The sequence below is a fragment of the Streptomyces sp. M-16 genome, assembly GCF_052114405.1.
Classification (GTDB): domain Bacteria; phylum Actinomycetota; class Actinomycetes; order Streptomycetales; family Streptomycetaceae; genus Streptomyces.
Genome location: NZ_JBFRER010000157.1, coordinates 1 through 16,531 on the forward strand (window position 1 = coordinate 1; position 16,531 = coordinate 16,531).

A 16,531-nucleotide genomic window follows, 5' to 3' on the forward strand; every position below is an offset into this window, starting at 1 on the left:
TTCCCGGGGCCCCCGAGGCGCCGGCCGCCGCGGAGGTCCCGGCCGAGCCGGTGGCCGCCGTGGAGGTGCCCGCCGAGCCTTCGGCCCCCGAGGCCGCCCAGGCGCCCGCCGCCGAGGCCGAGCCGGTGCTCCCGGAGGCCGTGGAGGCCGCCGACACCCCGGCAGCCGAGCCCGCCGCGCCGGTCGCGGAGGCCCCTGCAGAAACGGTTCAGGCCGCCGCCGAGGCGGCCGCCCCGGCCGACGTGCCGGCGGAGCCCGAGGAGCGGGCCGCCGCCCCGGCCGAGGCGGAGGCCGCCCCGGCCGAAGCCGTCGAGCAGGTCGCCGCGTCCGCCCCCGAGGCCGACGCCCCGGACGCCGCCGCGGACGCCACCGAGCCCGCCGGCACCGCCGACGCCGCGCAGGCACCCGAACCCGTCTCCGTCGGCGAGGCYGCCCCCGCGTACGACGACGCCGAGCGCGAGGCCGTCCTGCGCGTCATGCGCGAGCGCCGCGACATCCGCAAGGGCTTCCGTACCGACCCCATCCCGCACGAGGTGTTGCTGCGCGTCCTGGAGGCCGCCCACACGGCCCCCAGCGTCGGCCACTCGCAGCCCTGGGACTTCGTGGTCATCCGCTCCGCCGAGACCCGCCGGACGATGCACGAGCTCGCCCAGCGCCAGCGCGAGGCCTACGCCAAGTCGCTGCCCAAGGGCCGGGCGAAGCAGTTCAAGGAACTCAAGATCGAGGCCATCCTCGACACCCCGGTGAACATCGTCGTCACCGCCGACCCCACCCGCGGCGGCCGCCACACCCTCGGCCGGCACACCCAGCCGCAGATGGCCCCGTACTCCTCCGCCCTCGCGGTCGAGAACCTCTGGCTCGCCGCGCGCGCCGAGGGCCTCGGAGTGGGCTGGGTCAGCTTCTTCGACGAGCGCGAGATGGTCCGCGCGCTCGGACTGCCGGAGCACCTGGAGGTCGTCGCGTACCTGTGCGTCGGCTACGTCGACGAGTTCCCCGACGAGCCCGAACTGGCGCAGGCCGGCTGGTCCCAGCGGCGTCCGCTGGCCTGGGTCGTCCACGAGGAGACGTACGGACGCCGCGCGCTGCCCGGCGAGGAGCCGCACGACCTGCTCTCCGAGACCGTCGCCAGCATCCGCCCGCTCGACGCCAAGGCGCTGGGCGAGGCCTGGGAGCGGCAGAAGCGCATGACGAAGCCCGCCGGGGCCCTGGGCATGCTGGAGATCATCTCCGCCCAGCTGGCCGGCCTCTCCCGGGTCTGCCCGCCGCCCATCCCGGAGCCGGCCGCCGTCGCGATCTTCGCGGGTGACCACGGCGTCCACGCCCAGGGCGTCACCCCCTGGCCGCAGGAGGTCACCACGCAGATGGTGGCGAACTTCCTCGGCGGCGGTGCGGTCTGCAACGCCTTCGCCAACCAGGTCGGCGCCGAGGTCTGCGTCATCGACGTCGGCGTGGCCGGGGACCTCCCCGCCACCACCGGCCTGCTGCCGCGCAAGGTCCGTCCCGGCACGGCCGACCTCTCCACCGGCCCGGCCATGACCCGCGAGGAAGCGATCGCGGCCATCGAGGTGGGCATCGAGACGGCCCGCGACCTGGTCGCCGCCGGCAACAAGGCCCTGCTCACGGGCGAGATGGGCATCGCGAACACCACGGTCTCGGCGGCCCTCATCTCGGTCTTCACGGGCGTCGACCCCGCGGAGGTCACCGGCCGGGGCACCGGCATCAACGACGAGACCCACGCCCGCAAGGTCGAGGTCGTCCGCCGGGCCCTGGAACTCCACCAGCCCGACCCGGCCGACCCGATCGGCGTCCTCGCGGCCATCGGCGGCCTGGAGCACGCGGCGATCGTCGGCCTCCTCCTGGGCGGGGCCTCCCTGCGCACCCCGGTCATCCTCGACGGCGTGAGCGCCGGCGCCGCCGCCCTCGTGGCCCGCGCCATCGCCCCGGAGTCCCTGTCGGCCTGCATCGCGGGCCACCGCAGCGCGGAGCCGGGTCACGTGGCGGCCCTGAACAAGCTCGGCCTGCGTCCCCTGGTCGACCTGGACCTCCGCCTCGGCGAGGGCACGGGCGCGCTCCTGGCGCTCCCCCTGGTCCAGAGCGCGGCGCGGGCGATGCACGAGGTGGCCACCTTCGACTCGGCGGGCGTCACCGAGAAGTAGCCCCTCGAACGCCGGCGGGGCTGGATCTTCCGGCCCCGCCGGCGCTTGAGGCGCGGGCGCGGAGCGCCGTGCCGGGAGCCGCACCCGGTACGGGTACGGGCCGCACCCGTGCTGTTCAGCCGCGCCGGCGCCCGAGGCGGCAACGGCGGAAGGGCGGGTGGGCAACCGGCCCCCGCACCCCGCCCGGCCGGCCCGCGCAGCCGCCGCCGCACCCCGGAGCCCGCGCGGCGAAACCGCGCGGCCCCCGCAGGGACCACCGCCCCGGATGGGTCGTATCGTGGTCCCGGACGGGCATCCGCACGCCGCCCGCCACGCCGCTCCAGCGCAGCAGCGGCCCCGCCGACCCCTCGCCGCATCAGGAGCCGCAACCGCCATGGCAAACCCGGCATACCCCGCCTACCCCGTAGGACTCCGCCTGGCCGGGCGCCGCGTCGTCGTCATCGGCGGCGGTCAGGTCGCCCAGCGCCGCTTGCCCGCCCTCATCGCGGCCGGCGCCGACGTCCTGCTGATCTCCCCCTCCGCGACCCCCTCCGTGGACGCGATGGCGGAGACCGGCGAGATCCGCTGGGAACGCCGCCGCTACCGGGAGGGCGACCTCGCCGACGCCTGGTACGCCCTGATCGCCACCCAGAACCGCGAGGACAACGAGCGCGCCTCCGCCGAGGCCGAGCGCGAGCGCGTCTGGTGCGTGCGCGCCGACGACGCCTCCGCCGCCACCGCCTGGACCCCCGCCACCGGCCGCATCGAGGGCGTCACCGTCGCCGTGCTGACCGGCAACGACCCCCGCCGTTCGGCCGCCGTCCGCGACGCGGTCGTCGAGGGCCTGCGCGACGGCACCCTCACCGCCCCCGCGCACCGCCACAAGAGCACCCCCGGGGTCGCCCTCGTCGGCGGCGGCCCCGGCGACCCGGATCTGATCACCGTGCGCGGCCGCCGCCTGCTCGCCGAGGCCGACGTGGTCATCGCCGACCGGCTCGGCCCCCGCGACCTCCTCGACGAACTCCCGCCGCACGTCGAGGTCATCGACGCGGCGAAGATCCCGTACGGCCGTTTCATGGCCCAGGAGGCCATCAACAACGCCCTGATCGAGCACGCCAAGGCGGGCAAGGCCGTCGTCCGGCTCAAGGGCGGGGACCCGTACGTCTTCGGCCGTGGCATGGAGGAGCTGCAGGCCCTCGCCGAGCACGGCATCCCCTGCACGGTCGTCCCCGGCATCTCCAGCTCCATCTCGGTGCCGAGCGCCGCCGGTATCCCCGTCACCCACCGCGGGGTGGCGCACGAGTTCACCGTGGTCAGCGGACACGTCGGCCCCGACGACCCGCGCTCCCTGGTGGACTGGGCCTCCCTCGCGAAGCTCACCGGCACCCTGGTGATCCTCATGGGCGTCGACAAGATCGGCCTGATCGCCGAGGCCCTGATCCGCCACGGCCGCTCCGCCGACACCCCGGTCGCGGTCGTCCAGGAGGGCACCACGGCCACCCAGCGCCGGGTGGACGCCACCCTCGCCACGGTCGGTGAGACCGTGCGCGCCGAGGAGGTCCGCCCGCCGGCCGTGATCGTCATCGGCGAGGTCGTCCGCGTGAACGCGCCCGCCGCGCTCCACGGCACCGACGCCCTTCCCGGCACCGACGCCTGACAGGCCGTTGGCACCACACCCACGACAAGGCAGTATCACCCTGTGGCTGATCTCATCACCGTCGAAGACCCCGACGATCCCCGCCTGCGCGACTACACGGGCCTGACCGACGTGGAGCTGCGGCGCCGCCGCGAGCCCGCCGAGGGCCTCTTCATCGCCGAGGGCGAGAAGGTCATCAGACGGGCCAAGGACGCCGGCTACGAGATGCGCTCCATGCTGCTCTCCGCCAAGTGGGTCGACGTCATGCGCGACGTCATCGACGAGCTCCCCGCCCCGGTCTACGCCGTCAGCCCGGAGCTCGCCGAACGCGTCACCGGCTACCACGTCCACCGCGGCGCCCTCGCCTCCATGCAGCGCAAGCCGCTGCCCACGGCGCAGGACCTGCTCGCCTCGGCCCGCCGGGTGGCCGTCATGGAGGCGGTCAACGACCACACCAACATCGGAGCCATCTTCCGCAGCGCCGCCGCCCTCGGCATGGACGCGGTGCTGCTGTCGCCCGACTGCGCGGACCCGCTCTACCGCCGCTCGGTGAAGGTCTCCATGGGCGCGGTGTTCTCCGTCCCCTACGCCCGCCTCGACGCCTGGCCCAAGAGCCTGGACTCGGTACGGGAGGCGGGTTTCAAGCTCCTCGCCCTCACCCCGCACGAGAAGGCCTCGCCGATCGACGAGGCCGCCCCGCAGTCCCTCGAACGGGTCGCGCTGATGCTCGGAGCGGAGGGCGACGGCCTGTCCACGCAGGCGCTGGTCGCCGCCGACGAATGGGTGCGCATCCCCATGGCGCACGGCGTGGACTCGCTCAACGTGGGCGCGGCCGCGGCCGTCGCCTTCTACGCGGTGGCCGGCGGCCACCGGGCCTGACCCGGCCGGGTGCCCGCCCCCGTCGGGGGCCGGTACCCGCTGCCGCGGCCCTAGATCTTCTGCGCCAGGGCGATGCCCAGCGCCACCAGCAGCGTCACCACGACGAAAACGATCAGCCGCTGCCGCATCAGCTTCGGGTCCGGCCGCGAGGGTCGGCGCCCCGTGCCGGTGGTCCGGGGAGCCGGACGGCCGCCCGTACGCCCGGCGGTGGAACCGAGATTGCGCGGGGACGAGGGCCGCGAGTGGGGTCCGCCGTGCGGGGCCTGCGCCCTGGGGGCGGGCGTGCCGCCGCCCGGGGTACGCCGGTCCACGCTGCTCTGCTCGGTGTAGAGGGCGGTCTGGTCGGCGAGCCGCCCCACCGGCCGCTCGGGCCGCGGCCGCTGCACCGGCGGCCGGCCGTCGCCCAGCCCCTGCGCCTCGCGGGCCGCGATCTCCTTCAGCCGCATCGACAGCTGCAGGGTCGTCGGCCGTTCCTCGGGGTCCTTGGCCAGGCAGGCCCGGACCAGCGGCGCGAGGGCGTCCGGTACGCCGACCAGGTGGGGCTCCTCGTGCACCACCCGGTACAGCATGACCTCGGAACTGCCGTGCCCGAACGGGGAGTCGGCGGTCGCCGCGTAGGCGAGGGTGGCGCCGAGCGCGAAGACGTCGGTGGCGGGGGTGACGGCGGCACCGCGCACCTGCTCGGGGGCGAGGAAGCCGGGGGAGCCGACGGCGGTCCCCACGTGGGTCAGGGTGCTCGCCCCGGTCGCCCAGGCGATGCCGAAGTCGATGATCCGCGGGCCCTTGGGGGACAGCAGGATGTTCGAGGGCTTGAGGTCGCGGTGGACCACGCCGGCCTCGTGCACGGCGACGAGGCCCTCGGAGAGCGCGGCGCCGATGGCGGCGATCTGCGCGGCCGTCAGGGGGCCTTCCTCGGCCACCTTGTCGTGCAGCGAGGGGCCGGGTACGTACTGCGTGGCGAACCAGGGGCGCTCGGCCTCCAGATCGGCGGCCACCAGCCGCGCGGTGCACCCGCCGCGGATCCGCCGGGCGGCGGACACCTCGCGCGCGAAGCGGGAGCGGAACTCCTGGTCCTCGGCCAGGTCGGGCCGGATCACCTTCAGGGCGACGCGCTGACCGCGCCGGTCGGACCCCAGGTAGACCACGCCCATGCCGCCCGCGCCGAGCCTGCGGTGCAGTCTGAACGAGCCGACGACACGCGGGTCCTCGCGCCGGAGCCGCATCATCGCCATGTCCACCCCGCTGACCGGTCGTCCTGTTGACCTGGCACAGCTTACGGACCATCCGGCACGAGCGCTCAGAGGCCGCGCCCTCGTCGAAGGATTCGATCGTCAGTACGGGGCAGGCCACTTGAGGGTGTGCCGCCCCCGGCCGCCGCCCCCGGACCCGCACCGCACCCCGCGCCCAAACGGCCCTCGCGCCAAGGGGATTGGCGCCGACGGCGGCCCCGTACGAGCTCATCTCCGAGGGGGAGCGGCGAGAGCCGCCGACTGACGCGGTCAACCGCCCGTACGCGGACACGCGTGTGCGGGGAGTGACGGAAGTGAGCGAAGTCACTACCCTCCGGTCATCCCCTCCGGGAAGTCCCCCATGACGGGGAAGCGGTCTCCACCCAGGGGAGTACTCCGGGGAGGTCCTCGTCATCCTCCCGGAGGCCCGGCAAAGGGTACGAGGGCATGAGGCCAGGGGCCTTCCGCCCACCTAGTGTTGAAGACAAGCGGCGGGTGGCGCACTCGTCCCCCGAGGTCACGAACCCGCCGCTGCCAGACGACAGGGAGAGGACCATGGCGGACATCGCCCGGCAGGGACGCAAGGCATTCGCGTTCAACAGCCATGAGTCCGGTAAGCGCCACCCGCTGGTGGCCGCGGCGATGGTCCTCCCCCTGGCCGCCCTCCTGCTCTTCCTCTTCGGAGGTTTCGACCAGGTGGCGGCACAGGCGTCGTCCGTTGGCGTGATGCTGGGGCGCTGAGCGGCGCCCCGGGTCCGGGAGAGCGGCCCGGACCGGGACATCGGCCTGTCGAATCCCCGTGGGGACGGGGGATCGACGACGGACGGCAGGTGAAGGGTGCTGCCCGTACGACTGGGGAGTCGGACGGGCAGCACCCTTTCTTTCGTCCCGTCCCCGCCCCCCGTAGCCTCGTCCCGAGCGAAGGAGAGGCCCATGGCGGACGCGGACCACGACCCCACGAGCACGCAGGCCCACGACGGGGAGGCGGCGCACCCCCGCCGCCGCGGCACGCCGCCGCGCGCCGCGGGCGCCGCGTGAGCGCACTGCCGCTGCCCGCCCCGCTGCCCGCGGCCCTCGCCGCCTGGGGCGGCCCCGGGCAGCCCTACGTCCTGCTCGCCGACCGCCCCGACGGGACGGTCGTGCGCTGCGGGGACGCCGTGGCCAAGGCGCACGCCCCCGGCAGCGACCCGGAGGCCCTCGCGGCCCGCATCCGCGTCGCCGGCTGCGGAGCCCTCGCCGGGGTGCTGCTGCCCCCGCTGCGCACCGGGGCCGTCCACGGCCGCACCGTCTCGCTGTGGCCCTACGGGACCCCCGTGGATCCGGCGCGCCCCGAGGACGCCCCCTGGGAGGAGGCCGCCCGGCTGCTCGCGGCCCTGCACCGGACCGAGCCCGGAGACCTCCCCGGACCCCTCCCGCCGATGCGGGGCCCGGCCAAGGTGGCCCGCGCCCTGCGCCGCCTGGCCCGGGCCCCGCGGCCGGACCCGGACGGGGTCCGGGCGGTCCGCGCCGCCGCCGCGACCCTCCCGGACTGGGCCCGCGGCGAGGGCGTACCCCCGGCCGGGGCGGCGGTGCTGTGCCACGGCGACCTGCACCTCGGGCAGCTCGTCCGCCACCCCGTCCCCGACGGCCCCTGGCGGCTCATCGACGTCGACGACCTCGGCCTCGGGGCGCCCGCCTGGGACCTGGCCCGCCCGGCCGCCTGGTACGCGGCCGGGATCCTCGCCCCGGAGGCCTGGCTGCGCTTCCTGGACGCCTACCGGGCCGCGGGCGGCCCGGCCGCCGGCCCGCCCGGCAGCGACCCCTGGCCGGAACTCGACCTGGTCGCGCGGGCGCTGACCGTACAGACGGCGGCCCTCGCCCTCGCCAAGGCGGCGCCCGCCCGCCGCCTGCTGGACGAGGGGGAGCGGCTGATGCTGGATTCCTGTGTCCGAATGGCTACATTCCGGGCCGAGTTGGAGCCCTGACTCCGTCGTAGGGTGAGCGGGGGCGCCGGGTACGCATCCGGCGCCGACGCGAACGGCGAGGAGTTGATCCGGTCATGCAGTGTCCGAAGTGTCACGCGATGATGCACACCTACCAGCGCAATGGCGTCCAGATCGAGCAGTGCAGCGGCTGCCGCGGCATCTTCCTCGACTACGGCGAGCTGGAGGCGCTGACCCGCCTGGAGTCCCAGTACACGGCGCAGCAGTACGGCCAGGTCCCGCCGCCCGCCGCGCCGCCGGCCCCGTACCCGGCCCACGTGGCTCCGGCCCCGGCCTGGGGCGCCCCGCAGCACGGCGGCCACGGCCACGGACATGGTCACCACGGCCACCACAAGGGCGGATTCGGCCGGATGCTCTTCTCCTCCTGAGGCCGGCCGGCACCCGGGAACGCGGAAGCCCCGGCCGTGGGAACGGCCGGGGCTTCCGGAGGTGGTGCGCGATACTGGGATTGAACCAGTGACCTCTTCCGTGTCAGGGAAGCGCTCTCCCGCTGAGCTAATCGCGCGGGACCGCGGTGTGAAACCGCAGATGGTGCGTGTACTGCGTGCGCGATACTGGGATTGAACCAGTGACCTCTTCCGTGTCAGGGAAGCGCTCTCCCGCTGAGCTAATCGCGCGGGGATCCTTGCGGACCAGTGGACGATACTGGGATTGAACCAGTGACCTCTTCCGTGTCAGGGAAGCGCTCTCCCGCTGAGCTAATCGTCCTTGGAGGTGGAGACGGGATTTGAACCCGTGTAGACGGCTTTGCAGGCCGTTGCCTCGCCTCTCGGCCACTCCACCATGGAGCTGTAGGGGTTCTCGGGAAGAAATCCCCCACTTCGAGCGGACGACGAGACTCGAACTCGCGACATCCACCTTGGCAAGGTGGTGCTCTACCAACTGAGCTACGTCCGCAGGTCACCGTGTTCGCTCCGGGGTTTTTCCCCTTCGCTCCCTGGCGACGTGTTGAACTCTAGCGGATTCCCGGGCCAGCTCAAAAACGCGTTTCCGCAGCGTGCTGCGGCCCGATCACCGCCGGTCACCCCGCGGCCACCTCACCGGCGCCATCGCGTCACCGGTCATAGACTCGCAGCCGTGCACGACCTGCCTCCCCTGGCCCGCTTCGGCGGCCTCCTCGCGACCGACCTCCGTGACGTCACCGGTGACCCCTCGGCCCTCGACTCCTCCGGCTTCTGGGCGGTGACCGCAGACTTCGAAGGCCGGCTGGTCTGCGCGCGCTTCGGGGACGTGCGCCCCGACCCCGTCCCGGCCCCCGTGCCCGGGGCCTGGTCCGGTCCGGCCGCCGGCCGCTGGTCCTCCTCGCTCGACCGCGGCGCGTACGTCGCGGGCGTACGCCGGATACGCGCGTACATCGAGGCGGGCGAGGTCTACCAGGCCAACCTCTGCCGCGTGATGTCCGCGCCGCTGCCGGACCCGGCGCGGGCCGACGTGGACGCCCTCACCGCCCTGCTCGCGCGCGGGAACCCCGCTCCCTACGCAGGAACGATTCGTCTCCCGGCCCACGGCGTGGAGATCGCCAGCGCCTCCCCGGAGCTCTACCTGAGCCGCCACGGCCGCCGCATCGAGTCCGGCCCCATCAAGGGCACCGGCCGCACCGTGGCCGACCTGCTGCCCAAGGACCACGCCGAGAACGTGATGATCGTGGACCTGGTCCGCAACGACCTGGGCCGGGTCTGCGCGACCGGCTCGGTCACCGTCCCGGAGCTGTGCGCCGTGGAGGAGCACCCCGGCCTCGTCCACCTGGTCTCCACCGTCAGCGGGGAACTCGCCGAGGGCGCGGGCTGGCCGGAGCTGCTCGCCGCCACCTTCCCGCCCGGCTCCGTCACCGGCGCGCCCAAGTCCTCCGCCCTGCGGATCATCGACGAACTGGAGACCGCCCCGCGCGGCCCCTACTGCGGCGGCATCGGCTGGGTGGACGCGGACCGGGGCACCGCCGCCCTGGCCGTCGGCATCCGCACCTTCTGGATCGACCGCACGGCCCCCGGCGGCCCCCGCCTGTGCTTCGGGACCGGAGCGGGCATCACCTGGGGCTCCGACCCCGAGCGGGAGTGGGCGGAGACCGAGCTCAAGGCGGCCCGGCTGGTCGCGCTAGCGTCGGGGGTGCGAGAGCCGGGCCCGAACGGGGCCCGCGACCTGAGTGGAGGAACCGTACGGTGAGGATCTGGCTCGACGGAACGCTGCGGGACGACCACGACGCGAAGGTGTCCGTACTCGACCACGGGCTCACCGTGGGCGACGGGGTCTTCGAGACGGTCAAGGCCCAGGACGGGACCCTCTTCGCGCTCACCCGCCATCTGGACCGGCTGACCCGCTCGGCCCGCGGCCTGGGCCTGCCCGACCCCGACCTCGACGAGGTCCGCCGCGCCTGCGCGGCCGTGGTGGCCGAGCATCCCGTGCCCCTCGGCCGGCTCCGGATCACCTACACCGGCGGCCTCTCCCCGCTCGGCTCCGAGCGCGGCGACAGCGGACCCACGCTGACCGTCGCCATCGGGGAGACCGTCCGCCGCCCCGACACCACCGCGGTGATCACCGTGCCCTGGGTGCGCAACGAGCGCTCCGCGGTGGCCGGTCTGAAGACCACCTCCTACGCCGAGAACGTGGTGGCCCTGGCCCGCGCGCACGGGGAGGGGGCCTCCGAGGCACTCTTCGCCAACACCGTCGGGCAGCTCTGCGAGGGCACCGGCTCCAACGTCTTCGTCGTCCTCGACGGCGAGCTGTACACCCCGCCCCTGGCCTCGGGCTGCCTCGCCGGCATCACCCGGGCGCTGGCCGTCGAATGGACCGGCGCCAAGGAGGCCGACCTGCCCTTCGACGCGCTGGAGCGCGCCGAGGAGGTCTTCCTGACCTCGACCCTGCGCGACGTGCAGGCCGTCCACCGCGTCGACGGCCGCACCCTCGCCGCCCCGGGCCCGGTCACCGGCAAGGCGATGCGGATCTTCGAGGAGCGGGCCGCCTCCGACATCGACCCCTGAGCGGGACCGGCGGGCACGGCCCGTAGTCACGGAGCCGCGGGGCGGGTAGAACTCGACGGATGACCACCACCCTGCGGCCCTCGGGGCCGCTCCGGCAGAGCGAGGACGGTGCCCGCTCGCGCCCCTACGAGGTCCGCGTCAACAGCAGGCGCGTGGGGGCGCTGCTGATCGCCGCGGACACCCCCTTCGGCCCGACCGTGGGGGAGATCCGCGACCTGGCCATCGATGAACGCGACCGCCTCCGGGGCCGCGCCACCGTCGCGGCGCTCGCCGCCGAGGAGGTGCTGCGCGGCTGGGGCTGCCGCCGGGTGCGGATCTCCGTACCGGCCGGCTCGCCCGGCGGGCTGCGGCTGGCCGCGGCCCTGGGCTACGTCGAGCAGGGCCGCAACATGGCCAAGGACCTCCCGGCCGACCCGCCCGCCCTCTCCGCCGGGGTGCGGGGCCGCCCGATGACGGGCGCCGAGTACACCGCCTGGGACCTGCGGGCCCGCGAGGCGTACGCCGCGAGCTGGACCGGGCGCGGCATGGACCCCGAGGCCGCCCGGAACAAGGCGCGGGCCGACCACGACGCGCTGCTCCCGCTGGGTCCGGACACCCCCGGAGTGACCCTCACCGTCCTGGAGGCGGCCGACGTCCCCGTCGGACACGTCTGGGTCTCCGGGGTCGCGGAGGGCGCGTACGTCTTCGACGTCGAGGTCGCCGCGGAACACCGGGGGCGCGGCCACGGGCGCGACCTGATGCTCCTCGCGGAGCGCGCCGCCCTGGCGGCCGGGCACCGCCGGCTGGCCCTCCACGTCTTCGCCGCCAACACCCCGGCGCTGCGCCTGTACGAGTCCCTCGGCTACCGGGCGACGCACTTCAACTACGCGAAGGAGCTGATCTAGGAGGCGGCGAGGAGCCGGTCCGCGATCTCCTCGATGCGGGCGCGCAGGCCCTCCTGGCTCTTGCCGCCGTCGAGGCGCTCGCCGTCGATCACGTAGGTCGGGGTGCCGGTCACGCCGATGGCCTTGCCCTCGGCCTGGTCGGCGTCGACGATCAGGATGTGCCGGCCGTCGATCAGCGCGGTGTCGAACTCCTCCGCGTCCAGGCCGAGTTCGCGCGCCACGTCCAGCAGGACGGCCTCGCCTCGCTCACCGAGCTCGGCGGTGCGGGCCAGGACGGCCTCCGCGTACGGCCAGCCCTTTCCCTGCTCCGCGGCCTCCTCGGCGGCCTGTGCGGCGGCGAAGGCGTGCTTGTGCTTCTCCAGGGGGAAGTGGCGCAGCCGGATGTCCAGCCGGTCGCCGTAGCGGGCCCGCAGGGCGCGCACGTCGTCCAGAGCGCTGTGGCAGTCCGGGCACTGGAGTTCGCACCAGACGTCGAGGATCACGGAATCGGTCATGCGGACAGTCTCCCAGACCCCCCGGGGAGGAGATCCGACCCCGAGATGTCCCGGAGATCCGCGCCGCAGGCCCCCCGGACATGGCCCCGACGGCACCCGCCGGTGCAGGATGGAAGGGACAGATCGCCCATCCGCCCAGGGTCGGAGGACCGCATGCTCGCCGAAACCATATGCTCCGCGGTGTCCGCCGCGGGACTGGGCATTGCCGCCGTGACCGCGTACCGCAGGCGCTTCCTGACCGCCACGCGCATCGCGGCGTACTCCCTGGTGCCGGTGGGCCTGGTGATGACCGGCGTGGTGGAGTGGCTGTCCGGGATCGTCTTCCAGCCGTCCGTCTGGATCGGCTTCGGGCTGCTGGGCCTGGCCTGGCTGCTCCTGGTGACCACCCGGGCCGTGGAGCGCCGCGGCCTCGGCAGGGAGCGGCCCGCGAAGGCGGCCCGGGGAGGCGCGGCCCGGGAGGCCGTGGCCCCCGCCGCCTCCGCCCCCTCCCTCGGCACCGGAGCCCGTACCGGTTCCGCGCCGGCCGCCGCCGCACCCCCGGCCGAGGACTTCTCCGACATCGAGGCCATCCTCAAGAAGCACGGCATCTAGCGCGGGTGGCGCGGCGCGGTGCCCGGAAGCCTTCCCGGGGCCGTAGCGCACGCGCGGCCGGGAGCGGGGGAGAAGCGGCGGGGAACCACCTGAACTGACGAGAGAGGGCTGGCTCCGGCCCCCCGAATGGCGTGTTGAGGGCCGATCCGCGACGCGCTGCGCGATCATCGCCCCGACATGCTCGACACATCGCAGGACGAGCCGCAGGCTCTCCCTTCCGTCGCCGAGGTCCCCCTCGCCCAGGCCGCCGTCCCGCCGGCCCCGCTCTCCCCCGAGGGGCGCGGTTGCCTCTTCGCCCTGTCCCAGCCCCCTCTGATGATCTTCCTAGCGGTGATCGGGAGCCTGCTGCTGTTCGCCGCCGTCCACGACCTGTACCTGCTCTGAGCCCTCCGGCTGGGAGTCGGCCTCCTTGCGGCGCGCCCGGTAGGCGGCCACGTGGAGCCGGTTCCCGCAGGTCCGGCTGTCGCAGTAGCGGCGGGAGCGGTTGCGGGACAGGTCCACGAAGGCCCGCCGGCAGTCCGGGGCCTCACAGCGGCGCAGCCGCTCCTCTTCCCCGGAGACCACGATGAAGGCGAGCGCCATGCCGCCGTCCGCCGCCAGGTGGTCGCCCACCGAGGCGCCCGGCGCGAAGTAGTGCACGTGCCAGTCGTAGCCGTCGTGGTCGGTGAGCTGCGGGGTGGTGCCCGCGGTGGCGACGAGTTCGTTGATCAGTGCCGCCGCCGCACGGGAGTTCGGTGCCGCGAAGACCTGGGCGAACTTGCCGCGCACGGTCCGCACGCCGGCGAGGTCGCGGGCGCCGAGCTCGCCGACGTCGCTGATCGCGTGCTCCTTGACGAAGCCGCGCAGTGCCGTGACGTCGGACAGGCCGTCCGGCTGGTCCGGCTCGGCCGCGGTGTTCACCAGCGCGACGACGACGTCGAGCGCGCGACGGGTGTCGTGGGGGATCTGCACGGGGTCGCTCCCTGGAGGCCGGCATTGCGGCGACGGACCGCCGCCGCCGCTGGGGGGCCGACTCTAGCGGTTACCTCCCCGGGCGGGCCCAAGCGCACCGGCGCCGTCCTCGCGGTCGGATTCCGCGAGAACAGCGCCGGCACTGCCGTATGTGGTTGTCCGACCCGCACCGTCGCCCCGAGTCGGACGGTGTCGAGCGGCTGTAGGCCTGGCTCAGCTTTCGGCCAGGATGTGGGAGAGCTCCTTGTCGAGGTCGAAGTGCCGGTGTTCGGTCCCGGGTGGGACCGCGGCGTCCGTCCGCTTGAGGAACGATTCGAGGGCTCGGGCGGGTGCTTCGAGCAGCGCTTCTCCCTCCGGTGAGCTCAGGGCGATGCAGACGACGCCCTGACCGTGGCTGCGGGACGGCCAGACGCGGACGTCGCCGGTTCCGGTGGGCCGGTGGAGGCCCTCTGCGAGGAGGTCGCGGGCGAATACCCATTCGACCGTCTCCTCGGCGCCGGTGTGGAAGGTGGCGTGCACGGCGTAGGGGTCGGCCGTGTCATACCGCAGGCCCGCGGGAACAGGCAGTGAGGACTCGCTCGACACAACGAGGCGCAGGTGCAGCTCGCAGCTGACCGTGGTGTTCATAAGCGCCAGGGCCTTTCGCTCAGTGTGCGCTCGGGGATTCGCACGTCGGCGAAATCGACATGCCACCTACGGTGCCGTTGTAAACCCCTCTGACCGTTTTGCGGACCTCTGGGTCCCTCGAACGGCGGATCCAAAGCGGCATTCACGTGTGCTTCCGGCTCCGGTAGATTCGGAGCCATGAATACGGGGAGTGACCGCGGGACCGACGAGTCCGCCAGCACCGAACCGGCCGCCGAAGAGACGCCGCACGTCTCGAAGGCGCCCGCGTTCATCAAGGCCAACCGCAGCCTGCACCTGAGCTGGCAGGTCGGCGTCTTCGTCGTCGGCCTGGCCGTCATCGGCGCGGGCATCGCCATGCTCGTCCTGCCCGGCCCGGGCTGGGTGGCGATCTTCGCCGGCCTGGCGATCTGGGCCACCGAGTTCGCCTGGGCCCACCTCGTCCTGCGCTGGACCAAGCGCAAGGTCAGCGAGGCCGCGCAGAAGGCGCTCGACCCGAAGGTGCGCCGCCGCAACATCATCCTCACCGGTGCCGGCCTGGCCATCGCGGGCGCGCTGATCGGTTTCTACCTGTGGAAGTACGGCCTCGCGCTGCCGTGGAACCTGAAGGACCAGTGACCGTCCGGGGATGGTCATGGAGCACCGCTGACATGCGGTAATGTTTGCGGTGCGTCCGGGCGATTAGCTCAGCGGGAGAGCACTTCGTTCACACCGAAGGGGTCACTGGTTCGAACCCAGTATCGCCCACCCGGAGCAGAGGCCCGGAGACTCGCAAGAGCCAGCAGGAGCAGACCCGCCAGGGCCGGGGGCAGCCAGCGCGGCAGCGCCCCGACGACCTGGACCACGTACGGGGCCAGCTCGTGCACGGCCACCGCCGCCAGGGTCGCGCCGCCCAGCAGCAGTGGCGCCCGCAGCCTGCGGCGCGCCCCGCCCAGGGTCAGGCCCAGCGCCGCCAGGCCCAGCAGGAGCGGGCGCGGCCAGTACGGGTCCCCCAGACGGCCACCAGGCTCGGCAGCAGGGTCRCCGCCAGCCCCGGACCGTACGCCGCCCACGACGAGACCGCCGGATCCCGGCGGCGCCGCACCAGACCCACCGCCAGGGCGAGCACCGACACCGGCAGCGTGTAAGCCTCCGCCGCCGTCACCCCCGACGCGCCCAGCCGCACCCACGAGGCCGCCACGAACAGGGCCCCCGCGGCCCAGCCCGGCGCCCGCCGGTCCGGACGCGCCGCGGCGCCCGCGCACAGCACCCCGCCCAGCGCGAGGACCAGGGCCAGCACCGGCCGGTCCCCGGCCGCCAGGAGCACCGCGAGCACCCCGGCCGTCCCCGCCGCGGCCTCGGCGGGGACCCGTACCGGACCCAGCCGCGGCGCGAGCGCCACCACCAGGGCCGGGACCGCCAGGACGACGACCGCCCGCCACGGCACGGCGAGCCCCGCCAGCGCGCCCAGCGCCACCGCCACCGCCGTCGCGAACCCGACGGCGCACACCGCCCCGCCCGCCCGCACGGGCCGCTCGGCGGGCCCGTACGCCGCCCCCAGCGCGCAGCCGGCCCCCAGCAGCCCGAACACCGCGAAGGTGGCCAGGCGGCCGTCCAGGGCCGTCACGGACACGTCCAGGGCCGCGGCGGCCGCGCAGCCCCCGGCCGTGAAGGCGGCGCCGCGGCCCGTGGCCCTCAGCGCCGCCACCCCGGCCGCGGCCGTCACCGCCAGCTGCGCCGCGAGCACCGCCGCCACCGGCAGCCCCGCCACCACCGGCGCCACGAACAGGGCCGCCCCGGCGCACACCGCAGCCGCCGTCCGCGACTCCCGGCGCGGCAGCACCCCGGCCGGCCGCGCGAGCGCCCCGGCCGCCAGCAGCAGCGTGACCACGTACGGGATCCCGTGCCCGTCCCCGGCCGGCCGCGGGGTCGTCGCCGCCCACACCTCGCGCAGCACCCCCAGCCCGGAGAGCAGCGCCCCCGCCACCGTCGGGACCGCCGTCAGCGCCCCCAGGCCGGACACCGCCGCCCCGGCCCACAGCAGTCCCCGGCGCACCGGCTCCGGCAACCCGCCCATCCGCGGTACCGCCACCAGCAGGGCCAGTGCCGCCGCCACCCGCACCGCGACCGCCCACCCCGAGGCCGGCCCGGCCGGGACCAGCGCCCCGACCG

The 16,531-nt window shown here is 74.8% G+C and carries 16 protein-coding genes, 6 tRNA genes and 1 pseudogene; 13 read left to right on the forward strand and 10 right to left on the reverse strand.

Annotation, left to right across the window (positions count from 1 at the left end; translation table 11 throughout):
* From cobT to AB4039_RS38440, 3 genes are all read left to right on the forward strand, one after another.
* Nucleotides 1-2,156 (forward strand): nicotinate-nucleotide--dimethylbenzimidazole phosphoribosyltransferase (cobT, locus tag AB4039_RS38430; protein WP_442272944.1); only part of this gene is annotated, 2,156 nt, incomplete at its 5' end.
* Between the two features lie 373 nt (nt 2,157-2,529).
* Nucleotides 2,530-3,792: a uroporphyrinogen-III C-methyltransferase gene (gene cobA, locus AB4039_RS38435; RefSeq protein WP_266838022.1), complete on the forward strand. Its 1,263-nt coding sequence runs from the start codon at nt 2,530-2,532 to the stop codon at nt 3,790-3,792.
* Nucleotides 3,793-3,834: 42 nt separating this feature from the next.
* A complete protein-coding gene (locus tag AB4039_RS38440) occupies nt 3,835-4,650 on the forward strand; it encodes a TrmH family RNA methyltransferase (protein ID WP_266838020.1) in 816 nt (271 codons plus the stop codon).
* Nucleotides 4,651-4,700: 50 nt separating this feature from the next.
* Here the strand turns inward: AB4039_RS38440 and AB4039_RS38445 are convergent, their stop codons facing one another.
* On the reverse strand, nt 4,701-5,888 hold the full coding sequence (locus AB4039_RS38445; RefSeq protein WP_442272945.1) for a serine/threonine-protein kinase: 1,188 nt from the start codon (nt 5,886-5,888) through the stop codon (nt 4,701-4,703).
* A gap of 522 nt (nt 5,889-6,410) precedes the next feature.
* Here AB4039_RS38445 and AB4039_RS38450 point away from each other — a divergent pair.
* From AB4039_RS38450 to AB4039_RS38460, 3 genes are all read left to right on the forward strand, one after another.
* Nucleotides 6,411-6,620, forward strand: a complete 210-nt coding sequence (locus tag AB4039_RS38450; protein ID WP_371681335.1) for a hypothetical protein — start codon at nt 6,411-6,413, stop codon at nt 6,618-6,620.
* Between the two features lie 302 nt (nt 6,621-6,922).
* Nucleotides 6,923-7,843 (forward strand): phosphotransferase family protein, encoded by a 921-nt coding sequence (locus tag AB4039_RS38455; RefSeq protein ID WP_442272946.1) that lies wholly within the window; start codon nt 6,923-6,925, stop codon nt 7,841-7,843.
* Between the two features lie 74 nt (nt 7,844-7,917).
* Nucleotides 7,918-8,229 carry a TFIIB-type zinc ribbon-containing protein gene (locus tag AB4039_RS38460; RefSeq protein ID WP_356221609.1) on the forward strand — a complete coding sequence of 104 codons (312 nt, stop codon included), beginning with the start codon at nt 7,918-7,920 and terminating at the stop codon, nt 8,227-8,229.
* Nucleotides 8,230-8,291: 62 nt separating this feature from the next.
* On the opposite strand, the gene AB4039_RS38465 is transcribed toward AB4039_RS38460, so the two are convergent.
* From AB4039_RS38465 to AB4039_RS38485, 5 genes are all read right to left on the reverse strand, one after another.
* Nucleotides 8,292-8,366 (reverse strand) — tRNA-Val (locus AB4039_RS38465).
* Nucleotides 8,367-8,406: 40 nt separating this feature from the next.
* Nucleotides 8,407-8,478, reverse strand: a tRNA-Val gene (locus tag AB4039_RS38470).
* Between the two features lie 19 nt (nt 8,479-8,497).
* Nucleotides 8,498-8,569: transfer RNA gene (locus AB4039_RS38475), tRNA-Val, on the reverse strand.
* A 1-nt stretch (nt 8,570) separates the two neighbouring features.
* A tRNA-Cys gene (locus AB4039_RS38480) sits at nt 8,571-8,644 on the reverse strand.
* Nucleotides 8,645-8,685: 41 nt separating this feature from the next.
* Nucleotides 8,686-8,758: transfer RNA gene (locus AB4039_RS38485), tRNA-Gly, on the reverse strand.
* 180 nt (nt 8,759-8,938) lie between these two features.
* Between AB4039_RS38485 and AB4039_RS38490 the strand changes: the two genes are divergently transcribed.
* The 3 genes from AB4039_RS38490 to AB4039_RS38500 are packed head-to-tail and all read left to right on the forward strand — an operon-like array spanning nt 8,939 to nt 11,720.
* Nucleotides 8,939-10,021 (forward strand): chorismate-binding protein, encoded by a 1,083-nt coding sequence (locus tag AB4039_RS38490; RefSeq protein ID WP_266838014.1) that lies wholly within the window; start codon nt 8,939-8,941, stop codon nt 10,019-10,021.
* A complete protein-coding gene (locus AB4039_RS38495; protein WP_266838013.1) occupies nt 10,018-10,836 on the forward strand; it encodes an aminodeoxychorismate lyase in 819 nt (272 codons plus the stop codon). Before AB4039_RS38490 ends, AB4039_RS38495 begins: the two co-directional genes overlap by 4 nt.
* 59 nt (nt 10,837-10,895) lie before the next feature.
* Nucleotides 10,896-11,720 carry a GNAT family N-acetyltransferase gene (locus AB4039_RS38500; RefSeq protein WP_266838012.1) on the forward strand — a complete coding sequence of 275 codons (825 nt, stop codon included), beginning with the start codon at nt 10,896-10,898 and terminating at the stop codon, nt 11,718-11,720.
* Here AB4039_RS38500 and AB4039_RS38505 read toward each other — a convergent pair.
* Nucleotides 11,717-12,214 (reverse strand): DsbA family protein, encoded by a 498-nt coding sequence (locus AB4039_RS38505; RefSeq protein ID WP_266838011.1) that lies wholly within the window; start codon nt 12,212-12,214, stop codon nt 11,717-11,719. The genes AB4039_RS38500 and AB4039_RS38505 overlap by 4 nt on opposite strands.
* 153 nt (nt 12,215-12,367) lie before the next feature.
* Here AB4039_RS38505 and AB4039_RS38510 point away from each other — a divergent pair, with 153 nt between their 5' ends.
* Together AB4039_RS38510 and AB4039_RS38515 are read left to right on the forward strand one after the other, a co-directional pair.
* On the forward strand, nt 12,368-12,805 hold the full coding sequence (locus tag AB4039_RS38510) for a hypothetical protein (protein ID WP_266838010.1): 438 nt from the start codon (nt 12,368-12,370) through the stop codon (nt 12,803-12,805).
* Nucleotides 12,806-12,982: 177 nt separating this feature from the next.
* Nucleotides 12,983-13,189 (forward strand): hypothetical protein, encoded by a 207-nt coding sequence (locus AB4039_RS38515; protein ID WP_266838009.1) that lies wholly within the window; start codon nt 12,983-12,985, stop codon nt 13,187-13,189.
* Here the strand turns inward: AB4039_RS38515 and AB4039_RS38520 are convergent.
* The gene (locus AB4039_RS38520) at nt 13,130-13,756 is read right to left on the reverse strand and encodes a CGNR zinc finger domain-containing protein (protein ID WP_266838008.1); all 627 of its coding nucleotides are present in this window, start codon (nt 13,754-13,756) and stop codon (nt 13,130-13,132) included. The two genes, AB4039_RS38515 and AB4039_RS38520, sit on opposite strands and share 60 nt — an antisense overlap.
* 213 nt (nt 13,757-13,969) lie before the next feature.
* Nucleotides 13,970-14,383 (reverse strand): SsgA family sporulation/cell division regulator, encoded by a 414-nt coding sequence (locus AB4039_RS38525; RefSeq protein ID WP_030011909.1) that lies wholly within the window; start codon nt 14,381-14,383, stop codon nt 13,970-13,972.
* A 177-nt stretch (nt 14,384-14,560) separates the two neighbouring features.
* On the opposite strand from AB4039_RS38525, the gene AB4039_RS38530 reads away from it, so the two are divergent.
* Complete coding sequence (locus AB4039_RS38530) at nt 14,561-14,998, forward strand: TIGR02611 family protein (protein WP_266838007.1); 438 nt, start codon at nt 14,561-14,563, stop codon at nt 14,996-14,998.
* 57 nt (nt 14,999-15,055) lie between these two features.
* A tRNA-Val gene (locus AB4039_RS38535) sits at nt 15,056-15,127 on the forward strand.
* Between the two features lie 83 nt (nt 15,128-15,210).
* Here AB4039_RS38535 and AB4039_RS38540 read toward each other — a convergent pair.
* Nucleotides 15,211-16,436, reverse strand: a pseudogene (locus tag AB4039_RS38540) (SCO7613 C-terminal domain-containing membrane protein); the annotation flags it as partial.
* Nucleotides 16,437-16,531: the final 95 nt, after the last annotated feature.

Excerpts from the sequence above, each read along its gene's own strand:
- cobA (WP_266838022.1), top strand. The coding sequence starts at position 2,530 with ATGGCAAACCCGGCATACCCCGCCTACCCCGTAGGACTCCGCCTGGCC.
- AB4039_RS38460 (WP_356221609.1), top strand. The coding sequence starts at position 7,918 with ATGCAGTGTCCGAAGTGTCACGCGATGATGCACACCTACCAGCGCAAT.
- AB4039_RS38500 (WP_266838012.1), top strand. The coding sequence starts at position 10,896 with ATGACCACCACCCTGCGGCCCTCGGGGCCGCTCCGGCAGAGCGAGGAC.
- AB4039_RS38505 (WP_266838011.1), bottom strand. The coding sequence starts at position 12,214 with ATGACCGATTCCGTGATCCTCGACGTCTGGTGCGAACTCCAGTGCCCG.
- AB4039_RS38510 (WP_266838010.1), top strand. The coding sequence starts at position 12,368 with ATGCTCGCCGAAACCATATGCTCCGCGGTGTCCGCCGCGGGACTGGGC.
- AB4039_RS38515 (WP_266838009.1), top strand. The coding sequence starts at position 12,983 with ATGCTCGACACATCGCAGGACGAGCCGCAGGCTCTCCCTTCCGTCGCC.
- AB4039_RS38525 (WP_030011909.1), bottom strand. The coding sequence starts at position 14,383 with ATGAACACCACGGTCAGCTGCGAGCTGCACCTGCGCCTCGTTGTGTCG.
- AB4039_RS38530 (WP_266838007.1), top strand. The coding sequence starts at position 14,561 with ATGAATACGGGGAGTGACCGCGGGACCGACGAGTCCGCCAGCACCGAA.